Source organism: Streptomyces sp. NPDC002306, assembly GCF_053593435.1.
Window position 1 is genome coordinate 57853 of sequence record NZ_JBSFCK010000020.1, and the last position, 15039, is coordinate 72891.

17 protein-coding genes are annotated in these 15039 nt (G+C 71.7%); 15 read left to right on the forward strand and 2 right to left on the reverse strand.

Annotated features, from left to right (window positions below; all coding sequences use genetic code 11):
- Positions 1-214 precede the first annotated feature (214 nt).
- From ACWCQK_RS29555 to ACWCQK_RS29605, 11 genes are all read left to right on the forward strand, one after another.
- Positions 215-544: a pilus assembly protein gene (locus tag ACWCQK_RS29555; RefSeq protein WP_451160037.1), complete on the forward strand. Its 330-nt coding sequence runs from the start codon at positions 215-217 to the stop codon at positions 542-544.
- Position 545: 1 nt separating this feature from the next.
- Positions 546-902, forward strand: a complete 357-nt coding sequence (locus ACWCQK_RS29560; RefSeq protein WP_451160039.1) for a TadE/TadG family type IV pilus assembly protein — start codon at positions 546-548, stop codon at positions 900-902.
- A gap of 83 nt (positions 903-985) precedes the next feature.
- Positions 986-2323, forward strand: a complete 1338-nt coding sequence (locus ACWCQK_RS29565) for a CpaF family protein (RefSeq protein ID WP_451160041.1) — start codon at positions 986-988, stop codon at positions 2321-2323.
- Between the two features lie 38 nt (positions 2324-2361).
- Positions 2362-3306, forward strand: coding sequence for a type II secretion system F family protein (locus ACWCQK_RS29570; RefSeq protein WP_451160045.1), 945 nt, complete (start codon positions 2362-2364; stop codon positions 3304-3306).
- 22 nt (positions 3307-3328) lie between these two features.
- Positions 3329-4231: a DUF5936 domain-containing protein gene (locus tag ACWCQK_RS29575; protein ID WP_451160047.1), complete on the forward strand. Its 903-nt coding sequence runs from the start codon at positions 3329-3331 to the stop codon at positions 4229-4231.
- Between the two features lie 9 nt (positions 4232-4240).
- Entirely contained in the window at positions 4241-5644 is a 1404-nt protein-coding gene (locus tag ACWCQK_RS29580; protein ID WP_451160049.1) for a sensor histidine kinase, read from the forward strand.
- Positions 5641-6399: a response regulator gene (locus tag ACWCQK_RS29585; RefSeq protein ID WP_451160051.1), complete on the forward strand. Its 759-nt coding sequence runs from the start codon at positions 5641-5643 to the stop codon at positions 6397-6399. Before ACWCQK_RS29580 ends, ACWCQK_RS29585 begins: the two co-directional genes overlap by 4 nt.
- Before the next feature lie 120 nt (positions 6400-6519).
- Complete coding sequence (locus tag ACWCQK_RS29590; protein WP_451160053.1) at positions 6520-6750, forward strand: hypothetical protein; 231 nt, start codon at positions 6520-6522, stop codon at positions 6748-6750.
- Positions 6750-7361: a pilus assembly protein TadG-related protein gene (locus tag ACWCQK_RS29595; RefSeq protein WP_451160163.1), complete on the forward strand. Its 612-nt coding sequence runs from the start codon at positions 6750-6752 to the stop codon at positions 7359-7361. Before ACWCQK_RS29590 ends, ACWCQK_RS29595 begins: the two co-directional genes overlap by 1 nt.
- 13 nt (positions 7362-7374) lie before the next feature.
- Positions 7375-7956 (forward strand): hypothetical protein, encoded by a 582-nt coding sequence (locus ACWCQK_RS29600; protein ID WP_451160055.1) that lies wholly within the window; start codon positions 7375-7377, stop codon positions 7954-7956.
- A gap of 8 nt (positions 7957-7964) precedes the next feature.
- Positions 7965-8576, forward strand: coding sequence for an OmpA family protein (locus ACWCQK_RS29605; RefSeq protein WP_451160057.1), 612 nt, complete (start codon positions 7965-7967; stop codon positions 8574-8576).
- 12 nt (positions 8577-8588) lie between these two features.
- Here the strand turns inward: ACWCQK_RS29605 and ACWCQK_RS29610 are convergent, their stop codons facing one another.
- Positions 8589-8984: a DUF192 domain-containing protein gene (locus tag ACWCQK_RS29610; RefSeq protein WP_451160058.1), complete on the reverse strand. Its 396-nt coding sequence runs from the start codon at positions 8982-8984 to the stop codon at positions 8589-8591.
- Between the two features lie 97 nt (positions 8985-9081).
- On the opposite strand from ACWCQK_RS29610, the gene ACWCQK_RS29615 reads away from it, so the two are divergent.
- Positions 9082-9957, forward strand: coding sequence for an LLM class flavin-dependent oxidoreductase (locus ACWCQK_RS29615; RefSeq protein WP_451160059.1), 876 nt, complete (start codon positions 9082-9084; stop codon positions 9955-9957).
- An 11-nt stretch (positions 9958-9968) separates the two neighbouring features.
- On the opposite strand, the gene ACWCQK_RS29620 is transcribed toward ACWCQK_RS29615, so the two are convergent.
- Positions 9969-10454 carry a DinB family protein gene (locus tag ACWCQK_RS29620; protein WP_451160165.1) on the reverse strand — a complete coding sequence of 162 codons (486 nt, stop codon included), beginning with the start codon at positions 10452-10454 and terminating at the stop codon, positions 9969-9971.
- Positions 10455-10601: 147 nt separating this feature from the next.
- On the opposite strand from ACWCQK_RS29620, the gene ACWCQK_RS29625 reads away from it, so the two are divergent.
- The 3 genes from ACWCQK_RS29625 (at position 10602) to ACWCQK_RS29635 (ending at position 14961) form a co-directional block, all read left to right on the forward strand.
- A complete protein-coding gene (locus tag ACWCQK_RS29625; RefSeq protein ID WP_451160167.1) occupies positions 10602-11417 on the forward strand; it encodes a class I SAM-dependent methyltransferase in 816 nt (271 codons plus the stop codon).
- Positions 11418-12486: 1069 nt separating this feature from the next.
- Positions 12487-13260 carry an isoprenyl transferase gene (locus ACWCQK_RS29630; protein WP_451160061.1) on the forward strand — a complete coding sequence of 258 codons (774 nt, stop codon included), beginning with the start codon at positions 12487-12489 and terminating at the stop codon, positions 13258-13260.
- A gap of 375 nt (positions 13261-13635) precedes the next feature.
- Positions 13636-14961, forward strand: a complete 1326-nt coding sequence (locus ACWCQK_RS29635) for a PhoH family protein (RefSeq protein WP_451160063.1) — start codon at positions 13636-13638, stop codon at positions 14959-14961.
- The last annotated feature ends 78 nt before the right edge of the window (positions 14962-15039 follow it).

A 15039-nucleotide genomic window follows, 5' to 3' on the forward strand; every position in this document is an offset into this window, starting at 1 on the left:
AGCCGGCCGGGTGGGCGGGGGAGGCCGATGGTCGGACGGGGGAGCCCGCCGGGTGGTCGGCGGAGTTCACGGGCTGGACGGGGGAGCCCTCCGGTCGGGCCGGGGAGGATCCAGTTCGGTTCGGGGAGCCCTCCGGTCGGGCCAGGCAGTCCCCCGCTCGGTCCGGGGAGTTCTCCGCTCGGACCAGGGCCAAGTCACCGTCGAGTTCCTCGGGATGACCCCGCTCATCATTGTCACGCTGGTGCTGCTGTGGCAGTTCGTCCTCGTGGGATACACCTTCACGCTCGCCGGGAATGCTGCGGACGAGGCGGCGCGCGCGGGCACGGCGGCGCGACCGGGGGAGCGCCAGGCGGCCTGCGCGCAGGCGGGCCTGGACAAGCTGTCGGACGCGTGGAAAGGGGGCGCCCAGGTGAACTGCACCACCGGAGGCGGCTATGTGCGTTCCTCCGTCTCCCTCAAGGTGCCCGTCCTCTTCCCGGGCGCGGTCGCCTTCCCGTTCACCGTCCACGGCGAGGCGGGCGCGGTGGAGGAGGCGAAGCGCTGAGATGCCGTACGACGTCAGGTCACGCGATCGCGGCCAGGTGGCCATCGAGTACCTCGGGTTCATCCCGATCCTGCTCCTGGTCGCCCTGGCCGGTGTCCAGCTCGGACTGATCGCCTACACCGCCCAGCAGGCCGGCACCGCGGCCCGCGCCGGGGCGCGCAGCGCCTCGCTCGACCAGGGCTCCCAGGGGGCGTGCCAGAACGCCGTCAGCGACTGGCTGGCCGACGGCACGTCCTGTGCCGACGCGGACCTGGGGGACTCCGTGCGGGTCACCGCGGCCATCGAGATCCCCTCCGTCGTCCCCGGCTGGGACTTCGGCCGGGCGAGCAGAACCGCCACGATGCCCAAGGACCACTGACCCGGGCGGGCGCGACCCGCGATGCCCACGGACCACCGGCCCGACTACCGCACAGGGACCGTACGAGCTAGGAGCACAGGACCATGAGCCTGCGGGCACGTATCAACTCCCCCGAGGAGAACGGCAGCCGGGGCGAGGACGGCCATCTGGTCGCCTCCTACCGGGCCAAGCTCCTGGAGGAGATCGACCTCGCGGAGATGGGCTCGCTGGCCGCGGCCGAACGCAGGGCGCGCCTGGAACGGGTGCTCGGGCACATCATCAGCCGCGAGGGCCCGGTCCTGTCCACGGTCGAGCGTTCCCAGCTGATCCGCCGGGTCGTCGACGAGGCGCTGGGCCTCGGCATCCTGGAACCGCTCCTGGAGGACGCGTCGATCACGGAGATCATGGTCAACGGCCCGGACGCGATCTTCGTGGAACGCGGCGGCCGCGTCGAGCAACTGCCCCTGCGCTTCGCCTCCGCCGAGCAGCTGATGCAGACCATCGAACGCATCGTCTCCACGGTCAACCGCCGGGTCGACGAGTCCAACCCGATGGTCGACGCCCGCCTCCCGTCCGGTGAGCGCGTCAACGTCATCATCCCCCCGCTGTCGCTGACCGGGCCGATCCTCACCATCCGCCGCTTCCCGCGCTCGTACACGCTCCAGGAACTGGTCTCCTTCGGCTCCCTCGACGAACACATGCTGTTCCTGCTCGCGGCCCTGGTGCAGGCCAAGTTCAACATCATCGTCTCCGGCGCGACCGGCACCGGGAAGACCACCCTGCTCAACGCCCTGTCCGGTCTGATCCCCGGCGGCGAACGCATCATCACCATCGAGGACTCGGCGGAGCTCCAGCTCCAGCAGGCGCACGTGATCCGCCTGGAGTCCCGGCCCCCGAACGTCGAGGGCAACGGCCAGGTCAGCATCCGCGACCTGGTCCGCAACTCGCTGCGTATGCGTCCCGACCGGATCGTGGTCGGCGAGGTCCGCGGCGGCGAGTCCCTCGACATGCTCCAGGCGATGTCGACCGGCCACGACGGCTCGCTCGCCACCGTCCACGCCAACAGCGCCGAGGACGCCCTCACCCGCCTCCAGACCCTGGCCTCCATGTCGGACGTCGAGATCCCCTTCGTCGCGCTGCACGACCAGATCAACAGCGCCGTCGACGTCCTCATCCAGCTCACCCGGTTCGCCGACGGCGCCCGCCGCGTCACCGAGGTCGCCCTCCTCGACAGCCAGGGCGGCGAGCCCTACCGGCTCACCACCGTGGCCCGCTTCGACGCCCGGCCGATGGCCGCCGACGGCCGGGTCTACGGCGCCTTCCAGTACCACCCGCTCCCACGCCGTACCGCCGACCGCCTCTACATGGCGAGCCAGCCCCTCCCCCAGGCCTTCGGCGTCGCCCACACGACGGACCAGCTGGCCATCCGCGAAGCCAGGTAGAGACGGCGAAGACGTAGAGACAGGACGGACCCTCCCCCATGGATCTCCAGACGCGCATCACCCTCACCACCGGCGTCACCCTGCTGACCTGCGCCCTCGCCGTCATCGGCCTGCACGTCTACGCCACCGGCCGGGCGCAGCGGGCCGCGCTCGTCGAGCGGCTGTCGCACACCGGCCAGGTCCCCGTCATCGGCCGTCGGCGCCGCTTCCGCAACCTCGACCGCCGACTGCGCCGCACGAAGACGGGCCGGAAGCTGGAACTGAAGCTGGCCGCGACGGGCCTGGACGTGACCCCCGGCGAGTTCTTCGCCTACATGGCGGCGACGGTGGCCGGCCTCTTCCTGGTCGGCCAGGCCTCCCTGGCCCCCTTCTTCGGCCCGATCGCCGGCGTCCTCGGCATCTGGGCCGCCCTCCAGTTCCTGAACTGGCAACGCCAGAAACGCATCGAGAAGTTCATCAACCAACTCCCCGAACTCGCCCGCATCCTGGCCAACGCCACCCAGGCTGGCCTCGCCCTGCGCACCGCGATCGGCATGGCGGCGGAGGAACTGGAGGCCCCGGCCGGTGAGGAACTGGGCAAGGTCGCCGACCAGTTGGCCCTCGGCCAGTCCCTCGACGACGCGCTGGGTGAACTCGCGGACCGGCTGCCGTCACGCGAACTCGTCGTGCTGGTCACCACGCTCGTCCTGTCCAACCGGGCGGGCGGCCAGGTGGTGGGCGCGCTGCGCAACCTCACCGAGACGCTGGAGGAACGCAAGGAGACCCGGCGCGAGATCCGCACCCAGCTCTCCCAGGTCAACATGACGTCGTACGCCGTCCCCGTCCTCGGCATCGGCTCCCTGTTCCTGATGAACGGGGTCAAGGACGGCGCCCTGGACCGGATGACCGGCTCGACCGCCGGGCAGGCCTGCGTGATCATCGCCTTCGGGCTGTACGCGGTCGGGTTCGTCCTCATCCGCCGTATGTCCCGGATCGACGTCTGAGCGCGGGAGAGGAGAGGATCTCGTGACCGGACCACAGGTAGGAATCGCGCTGGCCCTGCTCATGGGCCTGAGCGTGTGGGGTGTCTTCGCCGGCATCCGCATGTACCGGGCGGACGTCAAGCTGCCCACCGACCTCGCGCTGGCCCTGGAGGTCGGCGCCACCCGCACCGGCGCGGTCGACTCCCTCGTCGACCGGCTCGGCATGCGGTACGCCCCCGCCGTACTGCGCCTGATGGGTCCCAGGCTGGTCGCGCGGTACCGCCGCAGGATCGACCTGGCGGGCAACCCGGGCGGCCTCACGATCGACCGCTACGCGGCCCGCCGCGCGGTCTACGGCGCGCTCGGCGGCCTGGGCGCGCTGGTCTTCGCGCTGCGCGGCCAGTACCTCATGGCCCTGCTCCTGCTGGCCTTCGGCGCGTTCTGGACCGAGGTCGGCATATGGGCGGCCATCCGTATCCGCCGGGACGTCATCGAGCGCACGCTGCCGGACTTCCTGGACGTCCTCGCGGTCGTGGTCGGCGCCGGACTCGGCTTCCGCCAGGCGCTGGACCGCGTGGCGACCCGCTACGAGGGCCCGTGGGCGGACGAGATCCGCATCACCCTGCGCCAGATGGACCTCGGCATGAGCCGCCGCCAGGCCTTCGCGGAACTGCGCCGCCGCAACGACTCCGAACAGGTCGCGATGTTCGTGACGGCCCTCCAGCAGGGCGAGGAACTGGGCGCCCCCATCGTCGACACGCTGGTGGCCATCGCCAAGGACATGCGCCGTACGGACGCGCAGAACGCCCGCCGCAAGGCCGCCCGCGCGGTCCCCAGGGCCACGCTGGTGATCACCACGTTCATGGTCCCGGCCACCATGCTCCTGCTCGGCGCGGGCCTGCTCCTGGGCTCGGGCACGGACTTCGGCTCCATCACGGGGAAGTAGGCGGGGCGGATGACGGCGACGATGACGCGGAAGCCGAGGCGACGCGGCGTACGGCTGCGACGCGGCCGGGAGCGGTCGAAGACGGCGGCGGCGGGTGCGACGACGGGCGCGGCGTCGGCGCCGGAAGCGGGTGCGGTGACGCCGGCGGCCGGGGGGAAAGCCGTCGCGCCCCCGACGATCCCCATCCAGGTCAACGCCCTCCAGGCGATGTGCCGCCAGGTGTTCGGCTTCCGCCTCGCGATGATCGCCCTGGCCACCCCCGCCGCCCTGCTCAACGCCCAACCCGGCCTGGGCGCGCGCCTGGTGGGAGCGGCCGTGGTCGTCACCTTCATGACGAGCTACGTCCTCTTCCGTGACTGGGAGCGCTTCGGCCCGCTCCTGCTGCGCCACCCCACCCTGCTGGCCGTGGACACCCTCTTCGGCTCGCTGCTCCTGATCTCCGCGGGCCCGGACACGACCCTCGCCTACGTCAGCGTCTGCACCCCCCTCCTCGCCGGCATCGTCTACAGCTGGCGCGGCGCGGCCTGCTTCGCCTCCCTCCAGTCGGGGATACTCCTGCTGGTCTACGCGGCGACGAGGGACCTGCGCGCCGACCTCGCCGAATCCCTGCTCCTGCCCGGCCTGTGCGTCATCACCGGCGCCCTCGGCTCGACCCTGCGCGGCCTGCTGCTGCGCTTCGGCGCCGCCACCCACGCCCTGACCGCCGTGCAGTCCCGGCTGGCCGTGACGGAGGCGGTGGCCGCCGAACGGGCGCGCCTGGCCCGCGAGATGCACGACTCGGTGGCGAAGACCCTGCACGGAGTAGCCCTGGCGGCGGAGGCCCTGGCCGGCACCGCCCGTACGGACCGGATGGACCCCGCCCTGGTCCGGCAGCAGGCGGAACTGGTCGCCCGCTCGGCCCGCCGCGCCGCCGCCGAGTCCCGCGAACTCCTCACCGACCTGCGCGCCCGGACCGCCCCCGACGCCACCGACGTCCTGGGTGAACTGGCCGCCCGAACCGACGACTTCAGTACCCGTACCGGTCTCCCGGCCACCTACCACCCCACCGGCGAGCCCGCCAAGGACCCGCCCGCCCTCCCGCCCGCCGTGGCCCGCCAGCTCCTGACCATCGCCGCCGAGGCCATGGAGAACGCCCACCGGCACGCCGCCCCGACCCACGTCGACGTCCGCGCCGGCGTCCACGGCGACCTGCTGCGCATCAGCGTCTACGACGACGGCCGCGGTCTGCCCCCCGACACGACCCTCGAACGGCTCTGTAGCGAGGGCCATTTCGGGATGCTCGGCATGGTCGAACGGGCCGCGGCGGTCGGCGCCCGCATCCACATCGGCCGCGGCGGCCACCTCCGGGGCACCGAGGTCAGCCTCGAACTGGAGCTTGCCGCGGCCACGGCCCGAGAGGAGGCCCCGAGATGACGGACCGACCGCTGCGCACCCCCGTGAAGCCCCTGCGTGTCGTCGTGGCGGACGACAACCCCGTGGTCCGCGCGGGGCTCACGGCCCTGCTCTCGGGCCGCGAGGACATCACGGTCGTCGCGCAGGCCGCCGACGGGCACGAGGCCTGCGAGGCGGCCGACCGCCACCGCCCCGACGTGGTCCTCCTGGACGTCCGCATGCCCGGCGTGGACGGCCTCTCGGCCCTTCCGTACCTGGTCCGGATCGCCCCGGTGGTGATGCTGACGTACACCAGGGAGTCGGAGACGGTCCGGGAGGCCCTGCTCAGGGGCGCGGGCGGCTATCTGGTCCACGGAGAGTTCACCGTGGACCAACTCGTCGCAGCGGTACGGGACATCAGGGACGGCCGGGCCCATTTCACGTCGACCGCGGCGGACGCGCTGCTGGCGCAACTGCGGGAGGCGGGTGCGACTGCACATGGCGAGGAGGCGTCTCAGCCTTTGTCGCGTACAACTTCTCCACAAAACCTTTCGCACATGCAACCGGATGTGGGACAGTCGTCTTCGACGTCCTCGCCGGCGTCGGCGGCTCAACTCAGCACGAGAGAGGCGGAGATCATGGATCTCATCGCATCGGGCATGAGCAACCAGCAGATCGCCGCCACGTGTTTCATCAGCGAGAAGACCGTCAAGAACCACATCAACCGGATCTTCGCCAAGCTGCACAGCACGACCCGGGCGCAGGCCACCGCCAAGTGGCTCGGGGTGACCCGATGACCGGGCGGGGGAGCGGCCGGCTGGGCCTGGACTGGGCCCGGAAATGGGTCCCGGGACCCTTCTCGGAGTCAGGTGTTCCGGCGTACGTTCCCTGCGACGCGACACCTGGAGGAGCACACCATGAGCGACCTCATGCTGAGGACGGCCGTCGCGGCCAAGGTCCGCGTGAACGGCTGGAAGAACACGACGGCGGAGGCGATGCGCCGCCGAGGCGGCGACGCGGGCCAGACGGCGGTCGAGTATCTGGGCATCATCGCGGTGGTGGTGGCGATCGTGCTGGCTATCACCGGTACGGATATCGGCAAGGCGATCCTCGACAAGATCAAGGCGAAGATCACCGAGATCACTTGATCCCTTCGCGCAGGTACGGCGGTGACGCAGGGCAGGCCTTCCCCATCTACATCACGGTGGTGGCGGGCCTGCTCTTCCTTGCGTTGGCCTACCTCGCGGTCGGGCAGGCGGCGGCGAACCGGAACGGCGCCCAGACGGCGGCCGACGCGGCGGCCCTCGCCGCGGCCCAGGACACCCGGGACCAACTCGCGCGCCAGTGGGTCACGGACGTACTCGACCCGACGAAGTGGCAGGACATCCTCGACGGCGACGTCCCGGTCGTCGCCTCGTGCTGGCGGGCCTACCAGCTCGCCGCGCAGAACGATGCCCATGTGACCGACTGCGGCCCGGACGGCTTCCTCAGCTACACGGTCCAGGTGCGGACGGACAAGCCGGTCGGGGACTCGGTCGTTCCCGGCACGGAGAACACGTACGCGGACGCGTCCGCCACCGCCGTGATCGAGCCGCTCTGTACGTTCGCGCTCCCGGGGGAGGACGCCGGGGACGACGTACTGCCCCATCTCACCTGCAAGGACGGGGACTGGGATCCGGACCCGGACGACATCGCGACGCTCCCGCGACCCGAGGATCTCTTCGACGTCCACCTGGCCAGACTTGCGAACGACGAGTGAAGGAAGCAGAGCGATGAGCATTCGGTTCACTGCGAAGGCCCGCAGCGGGATGGTCGCGTTGACCGTGGTGACCGGCCTGACTCTGGGGATGGCCGGCTGCGGCGGGGGCGGCGGCGACGACAAGAAGCCGGAGGCGTCGGCTTCCGCCACGAAGGGCGACGGGTCCAATCCCAGCACTCAGGAGGGGCAGTCTGACGAGCCCCTGGCCGAACTCAGGGGACCGGACGGCCTGAACTTGAAGATCACGTCAGCCGCGCGGGACGCCGGTGGGTTCGTCACCGTCAACGCCGAGCTCAAGAACGACGGGAGCAAGACGAGCGTGCTGTCGTCCCAGCTCACCGGCAACGAGACCGAGATCATGAAGAACGGCCAGTCGTTCGGCGGCGCGACCCTCGTGGATTCCAAGGGGAAGAAGCGCTACTACGTGCTTAGGGACACGGACGGGCGGCCACTCACCACCGCCGGGGTCCAGACAATCGAGCCGGGCGCGACAGTGCCGATCTTCATGCAGTTCCCGGCGCCCCCCGCCGGCACGACCGAGGTCAGCTTCCAGTTGCCGACCTTCCCCACCGCCACCATCACGATCTCCGGCTGAGGCCCACCATGACCCGCCTCGCCCTCGCTCTCACCGCCCTGCTCGCCGCGAACATCTACGCGGCCACCACGGCCCGGGCCGACGACGCTCCCAGCGTGCCGCCCGGCACCGAGGCCTCCGCCTCCGCCCCCGTCGAGGTCGACCCGAACGATCCGGATCTCAAGCTGCCCGAGGGCGCCACCCTCGCCTCCCCCAAAGTCCTCGACATCAAGTCGGTCGTGGAGGACCAGTCCGGGGACGAGCGCCGGGAGGACACCAACTCGTCCGTGAAGTTCGCCCTCCAGGCGGAGGTGCTGTTCGGCAAGGACAGCGCGAAGCTGGGCGCCGACGCGAAGGCGCGGATCGCCGCGATCGCCGAGGAGATCAAGAAGCAGAACGCGACGAACGTGCGCGTCTTCGGATTCACCGACGACCTCGGCAGCTCGGCCCACGGTGACGTCCTGTCGAAGCAGCGCGCCAACGCCGTGCAGGACGTCCTCTCCCAGGACCTGAACGACGCAAGCATCACGTTCGAGGTGCGCGGCTACGGCGAGCAGTACCCGATCTCGTCGAACGCCACGGAGGAGGGCCGGAAGAAGAACCGGCGGGTCGAGGTCTCCTTCCCGCGCTCGGAGAGCTGACGCGCGGCCGGGTCACTCCGGGCGGACGGCGACCAGCGACCCGGTCCGCAGCCCCCACCGGGCCATCGCGCCGGCCTCCGCCTCCAGGACGTGCCGGGAGCGCGGCCGGGGCAGCCCCAGCCGCCCCGGTCTCATCGTCCGGACGGCGATGACACGCAGGCGGCGGTCGACGTAGGCCACGTCGATGGGGATGCGCATGCCGAAGGTGTGCACGCCACTCGCCGGGGAGAGCAGGAGTGCCCCGTCGACGGAGTCACGGCCCAGCAGACCCTTCGTACGGGCCCGGTACGAGGTGGCGATCTCCAGTGCCACGGTCACCGAGTCCCCCTCGCCCCCGCCGTCGGCCTCCCCCTCCGGCCCCCGCCGCACCACCAGTTCGCCCCGCCCGTCCCGCCAGCGTCTCCCCATGCCGGTCACCTCCCCCGTTCCGTCCCGGCGGTAACCGCCCACGGCGCCCGCCGGTAAAGGAGTTGTCGTGCGGGCCGGGGCCCGATAGGAAGGCCGCATGACCGGACTCGGCGCGGTGTTCCGTCCCCAACTCCCTCCCGAGCGGCTGCGCGCGGTGGCCCGCCTCGCGGACGAGACGGGCCTCGAAGAGCTCTGGCTGTGGGAGGACTGCTTCCGCGAGGGCGGGATCTCGACGGCGGCGGCCGCGCTCGCGTGGACCGAGCGCGTGCGGGTCGGGGTCGGCCTGCTGCCCGTGCCGCTGCGCAACGTGGCCGTCACCGCGATGGAGGCCGCCTCGCTGCACCGGATGTTCCCGGGCCGTGCGACCCTCGCCGTCGGACACGGCGTCCAGGACTGGATGGGGCAGGTCGGGGCTCGCGCGGAGTCCCCGCTGACCCTCCTGCGCGAGCACCTGGAGGCGCTGCGCGCCCTGCTGCGCGGGGAGCGCCTGACCACCGACGGACGGTACGTCAGGCTCGATGACGTCGGCCTGGACTGGCCGCCGCGGGGCGCCCCCGTCGAGGTGCTGGCCGGCGCCACCGGACCGCGCACCCTGCGGCTGTCCGGCGAGGCCGCCGACGGCACCGTCCTGACCGCCTCCACCGCGCCCGACGGCGTCCGCCGGGCCCGTCGGCTGATCGACGAGGGCCGTGAGGCGGCCCGGCGCACCGACCCGCACCGGATCGTCGTCTACCTCCTCGCCGCGACCGGCCCCGACGCCACCGCCCGGCTGCGCGCCGAACTGGCGTACGAGGGCGTCGCCGACGTCCCCGGCCTAGGCGTCGCCGGGGACGCGACCGCCGTCGCCGAGGCGGTCCGGCGGCTGGCCGACGCGGGCGCCGACACGGTGATCCTCCAGCCGACGGGGGACGAGCCCGACCCCGAGGGCTTCGTACGGTTCACGGCCGAGGAGGTACGGCCGCTGCTCGGCTGACCGCCCGTTCACTACGGCCGGCGATGTCCCGTGGCGCCGTCGATCAGCTCCCGTACGACGTCCATGTGGCCCGCGTGTCTCGCCGTCTCCTCGACCATGTGGACGAGGACCCAGCGCAGCGACACCTCGTGGTCGCGCCAGGCCGGCCGGCCCGGGGCGTCCAGGGACAGCTCGGCGATGGTGCGGTCGGCGGCGGCGCGGGCACGGGCGTAGAAGGCGAGGATCTGTTCGGTCGTCTCGCCCTGGTCCGCGCGCATGTCCTCGTCCTCGTAGGGGTCGAACCACAGCGGTTCGGTCTCGCGGCCGAAGGTCTCCACGAACCAGCCGTACTCCACCGACCCGAGATGCTTCACCAGCCCGAGCAGACTGGTTCCCGAGGGTGTCATCGGCCGCCGCACCTGCTCGTCGTCCAGCCCCTCCAGCTTCCACACCACCGCGTCCCGGTGCCGGTCCAGGCTCTCGTGCAGGGTCTCCTTCTCACCGCCCCGGTACGGCATGCCGGGGTCGGCGGGCAGGGCGGGCACGGCGGGGCCGTCGGAAGCACTGTCGGCGTCAGGTCGCGTCATGCCGCCGAAAACTAGCAGCGCGCACTGACACCGTCCTGCCACGATCACCGTATGCGTGACACCGGGGACCCCTACGACATGGACGACACCAAGGACGCCTTGGGCCCGGAGGGCGCTTTCGCGGACCTCCTCGCGGAAGGTGCCGCCGTGCCCACCGACGGCTGGGACTTCTCCTGGTTCGAGGGCCGGGCCACCGAGGAGCGGCCGTCCTGGGGCTACGCGGTGGCGATGGCGGGACGCCTGGCGGGGGCCACCGCCGCGCTCGACGTGCAGACCGGGGGAGGGGAGGTACTCGACTTCGCCCTCGGCCGTGCCGCCCGGACACCCCCGCTGACCGCCGCCACCGAGGGCTGGCCGCCCAACACGGCCAGGGCCACCGCCCTGCTCCGCCCGCGCGGCGTCGCGGTCGTCGCCGCCCCGGAGGAGGCACCGCTGCCTTTCGCGGACGGCACCTTCGACCTGGTCGTCAGCCGCCACCCCGTACGGCCCCGGTGGACGGAGATCGCCCGGGTCCTCGCCCCCGGCGGCACGTACTTCGCCCAGCACGTGGGACCCGGCAGCGTCCACGAACTCGTCGACCACTTCCTGGGCCCGCTGCCGGACCCGGCACTGGGCCCCCGTCACCCCGACCGTGAGCGCGCCGAGGCCGAGGCGGCCGGGCTGGAGATCGTCGGGCTGCGGGCCGAGCGGCTGCGGGTGGAGTTCCACGACATCGCCGCCGTCGTCCACTTCCTGCGCAAGGTGATCTGGATGGTCCCCGGCTTCACGGTGGCGGCGTACGAGCCGAGGCTGCGCGCCCTGCACGAGCGCATCGAGGCGGAGGGCCCGTTCGTCGCCCACAGCACGCGCCACCTCGTCGACGCCCGCCGGCCTCTGGCGGTCGACACGCCATGAGCGGCATCCGGGCGCCGGTTCCACCGTTTTCGGGCCGTCGGCGGGAAGTGGCCAGGAACGGTCGTCGGCCACCCGCCCGCTCGCCTCGCCGAGTTCACCCGGGCGGGCCCGGCGTCCCCCTCGGGTAGGGGGCGAATCGGGTGATCCGCTCGCGCCTGGACAGATCGCCCGGCGATTCTCCACAGGGTTTCCACATCGTTATCGGTACGGCTCGCCTCCACGTCCCGGCCTCACGTAAATTCGGCCAAGGCAATTCGCGTGAGCAAAGCTGCGCGGCGGTACCGCGCAGTGGAGGGGGCTGCGCGGTGCCGGGCCTGTGGGGGCTGACGGCGCTCCGGCGTCAAGGCCGCGTTCGCGGTCGGGGTCGCCCGTCGGGGGGAACCGAGGGCGACACGCCCGGGGCCCTCCAGACACACCAAACCCTCGGGATCTCTCCGCATCTCAGGCGAAACACCCGGCAATCCGCCCTGTTTCGGCCATGGGCGGCCCCTGAATCCCCCCTTCCGCGGCCACCGAGGCGTCGTCATCCGACTGCGGAGAGTAGTTGTGGGGCGCCGATGCACGCAGCATCACTTACGAAGGGTTATGGTGGAAACCCCCCCTCGGGCCGGTCCGTCTCCCCCCCACGGACCGGCCCGTTTTTTTGTGCCCGCGAGCAGCCGGCTCCCCGCCGCCGCGAACGGCCCCCTCGCCGGCCCGCGAGCCCATCCCTCTCCGCACCCGCGAGCGCCGTGGCCTCCGGCCCCGGGAGCGGCCCGCCGCCCGGCCGTCCGCGAGGCGCCGCCGAAGCACCCCGACCCCGTTCCCGGGGCTCGGCGAGACCCCGCCAGAGGGGCCCGGGAAACCTTGCGAACGCATTCCCGCGCCCCGAGCCCACCCTCGTCCGCCTCCTGCCGGCGCCACGCCGATCCCCACCGGCCCCGGCCCCGGCGTCGGCACCGCGCCCGCCCTCACCTGCCCCCGCCACCGTGCCCGCCGGCCCCCACCTGCCCCCGGAACAGCGCCCCAGCCGCGCAGCGGTAGGCTTCGCCCGCGGGGACCGCCACCGTACGGAGGGGCTGACAATCACGTGAACCTGCGCGACAGGCTGCGCGGCCTGCTGGTCAGGCTGTACGCACGCCGGGTGGAAGGCCACCTGGACCACGCTCAGGTGCCCAAGCACATCGGCGTGATCATGGACGGCAACCGACGCTGGGCGAAGGCCGCGGGTTCCACCACCGCGCAGGGCCACCGGGCCGGTGCGCACAAGATCGAGGAGTTCCTCGGCTGGTGCACCGAGACGGACGTCGAGGTCGTCACCCTCTGGCTGCTGTCGACGGACAACTTCGACCGTGCCAAGGAGGAGCTCGTCCCGCTCCTCGGCATCATCGAGGACGTCGTCCGCACCCTCGCCGCCGACGGCCGCTGGCGCGTGCACCACGTCGGCACCTCCGACCTGCTGCCGTCCGGGATGCAGACGGTGCTGAAGGAGGCCGAGGAGGCCACCGCCCACGTCGACGGGATACTGGTCAACGTCGCCATCGGCTACGGCGGCCGCCAGGAGATCGCCGACGCCGTCCGGTCGATGCTCCTCGACGCCCACGACAAGGGCGTCTCGATGGAGGAGCTCGCCGAGTCCCTCGACGTCGACATGATCGGCCGCCATCTCTACACCGGCGCCCAGCCCGACCCCGACCTCGTGATCCGCACCAGCGGCGAACAGCGGCTGTCCGGTTTCATGCTGTGGCAGACCGCCCATGCGGAGTACTACTTCTGTGAGGTCTTCTGGCCGGCCTTCCGCAAGGTCGACTTCCTGCGTGCGCTGCGCGACTACGCCGCACGTCACCGCCGTTACGGCGGCTAGGACGGGTCGGGGGACCCTTCGCGAGGATCCGGGACGGGGCCTGGTCACCCGTACGGCCCACAAGGGGCCCCCGGGGTCCCGCTCGACGCGGACGTAACACGGAGTTCACCGGCGCGCCGTCATATGCCGTGGCATGGCCGTGCGTGTTCGAGGGCATAAGCCAAGCAGGTCGGTGCCCGAACCACGGGTACCGCATCTCAGCGGGCGGCTCGGGGCCGTCCGCCCGGGAGGCCCTTTGCACCAGCCCGACCGTGTGTTCCCCGCACGGACGCAGCCGCGGAGGGCCGGTTCTCGGCCCGCCGTGCATCGGCGCCGTCAACCGGTCCAGCTCCTTCTCGTCGCTCCCCGACCTCATCCGAGGGGGTACGTCCTTCCGTGGTGACCAGCACAAAGCGCCGTATGCCAGACCGGCGCACCTATGTTCTCGACACCAGCGTCCTGCTGGCCGACCCGAACGCCCTGACCCGGTTCGACGAGCACGAAGTGGTGCTCCCGATCGTCGTGGTCACGGAGCTGGAGGCCAAGCGGCACCATCCCGAACTCGGCTACTTCGCCCGGCAGGCCCTGCGCCTGCTCGACGACTACCGGGTCCGGTACGGCCGTCTTGATTCCCCCATCCCGATCGGCGAACTCGGCGGCACGGTGCGTGTCGAGCTCAACCACTCGGACCCCAGCGTGCTGCCTTCCGGCTACCGCCTGGGGGACAACGACTCCCGCATCCTCGCGGTGGCCCGAAATCTTCAGGCCGAGGGGTTCGACGTCACCGTCGTGTCGAAGGACCTGCCGCTGAGGATCAAGGCGTCGTCCGTGGGACTCCTCGCCGAGGAGTACCGCGCCGAACTCGCCATCACGGGCTCCTCCGGCTGGACCGGAATGTCCGAACTGACGCTGTCCGGCGAACAGGTGGACATCCTCTTCGAGGAAGGGCACGTGTACGCGCCGGAGGCCTCCGACCTTCCCGTGCACACCGGCCTGACCATCCAGTCGGAGCGCGGCAAGGCGCTCGGCCGGGTGTCTCCGGAGGGCAATGTCCGCCTGGTGCGCGGGGATCGCGAGGTGTTCGGCATCAAGGGGCGCAGCGCCGAGCAGCGCATCGCGCTCGACGTCCTCCTCGATCCGGACATCGGGATCGTGTCGATGGGCGGCCGGGCCGGCACCGGCAAGTCGGCGCTGGCGCTGTGCGCGGGTCTGGAGGCGGTCCTGGAGCGCCGCCAGCACCAGAAGGTGATGGTGTTCCGTCCGCTGTACGCGGTGGGCGGTCAGGAGCTGGGCTATCTGCCCGGCTCCGAGTCCGAGAAGATGAGCCCCTGGGCCCAGGCGGTCTTCGACACCCTCTCCGCGGTCACCAGCCGTGAGGTCATCGAGGAGATCACCGCGCGGGGGATGCTGGAGGTCCTCCCGCTCACCCACATCCGCGGGCGCTCGCTCCACGACGCGTTCGTGATCGTGGACGAGGCGCAGTCGCTGGAACGGAACGTTCTGCTGACCGTTCTGTCCCGAATCGGCTCGAATTCCCGGGTGGTTCTGACCCATGACGTGGCCCAGCGGGACAATCTGCGGGTCGGGCGCTACGACGGCGTGGTCGCCGTGGTGGAGAAACTCAAGGGTCATCCGCTCTTCGCGCACGTGACGCTGACCCGGTCCGAGAGGTCCCAGATCGCGGCGCTTGTGACCGAAATGCTGGAGGACGTACAGATCTGAGAAACCGTTTCCCGGTTGCCCGATCGAGTCCGGTTACTCGGTAGTTGGCGCCGTCCGAGAAGGCGATGAGCCTAGTCG

What these genes read in the sequence shown, in the direction of transcription:
- ACWCQK_RS29605 (WP_451160057.1), top strand. Translation starts at nt 7,965, where the DNA reads ATGACCCGCCTCGCCCTCGCTCTCACCGCCCTGCTCGCCGCGAACATC.
- ACWCQK_RS29585 (WP_451160051.1), top strand. Translation starts at nt 5,641, where the DNA reads ATGACGGACCGACCGCTGCGCACCCCCGTGAAGCCCCTGCGTGTCGTC.
- ACWCQK_RS29600 (WP_451160055.1), top strand. Translation starts at nt 7,375, where the DNA reads ATGAGCATTCGGTTCACTGCGAAGGCCCGCAGCGGGATGGTCGCGTTG.
- ACWCQK_RS29560 (WP_451160039.1), top strand. Translation starts at nt 546, where the DNA reads ATGCCGTACGACGTCAGGTCACGCGATCGCGGCCAGGTGGCCATCGAG.
- ACWCQK_RS29580 (WP_451160049.1), top strand. Translation starts at nt 4,241, where the DNA reads ATGACGGCGACGATGACGCGGAAGCCGAGGCGACGCGGCGTACGGCTG.
- ACWCQK_RS29570 (WP_451160045.1), top strand. Translation starts at nt 2,362, where the DNA reads ATGGATCTCCAGACGCGCATCACCCTCACCACCGGCGTCACCCTGCTG.
- ACWCQK_RS29565 (WP_451160041.1), top strand. Translation starts at nt 986, where the DNA reads ATGAGCCTGCGGGCACGTATCAACTCCCCCGAGGAGAACGGCAGCCGG.
- ACWCQK_RS29625 (WP_451160167.1), top strand. Translation starts at nt 10,602, where the DNA reads ATGGACGACACCAAGGACGCCTTGGGCCCGGAGGGCGCTTTCGCGGAC.
- ACWCQK_RS29610 (WP_451160058.1), bottom strand. Translation starts at nt 8,984, where the DNA reads ATGGGGAGACGCTGGCGGGACGGGCGGGGCGAACTGGTGGTGCGGCGG.
- ACWCQK_RS29590 (WP_451160053.1), top strand. Translation starts at nt 6,520, where the DNA reads ATGAGCGACCTCATGCTGAGGACGGCCGTCGCGGCCAAGGTCCGCGTG.
- ACWCQK_RS29620 (WP_451160165.1), bottom strand. Translation starts at nt 10,454, where the DNA reads ATGCCGTACCGGGGCGGTGAGAAGGAGACCCTGCACGAGAGCCTGGAC.
- ACWCQK_RS29615 (WP_451160059.1), top strand. Translation starts at nt 9,082, where the DNA reads ATGACCGGACTCGGCGCGGTGTTCCGTCCCCAACTCCCTCCCGAGCGG.
- ACWCQK_RS29555 (WP_451160037.1), top strand. Translation starts at nt 215, where the DNA reads ATGACCCCGCTCATCATTGTCACGCTGGTGCTGCTGTGGCAGTTCGTC.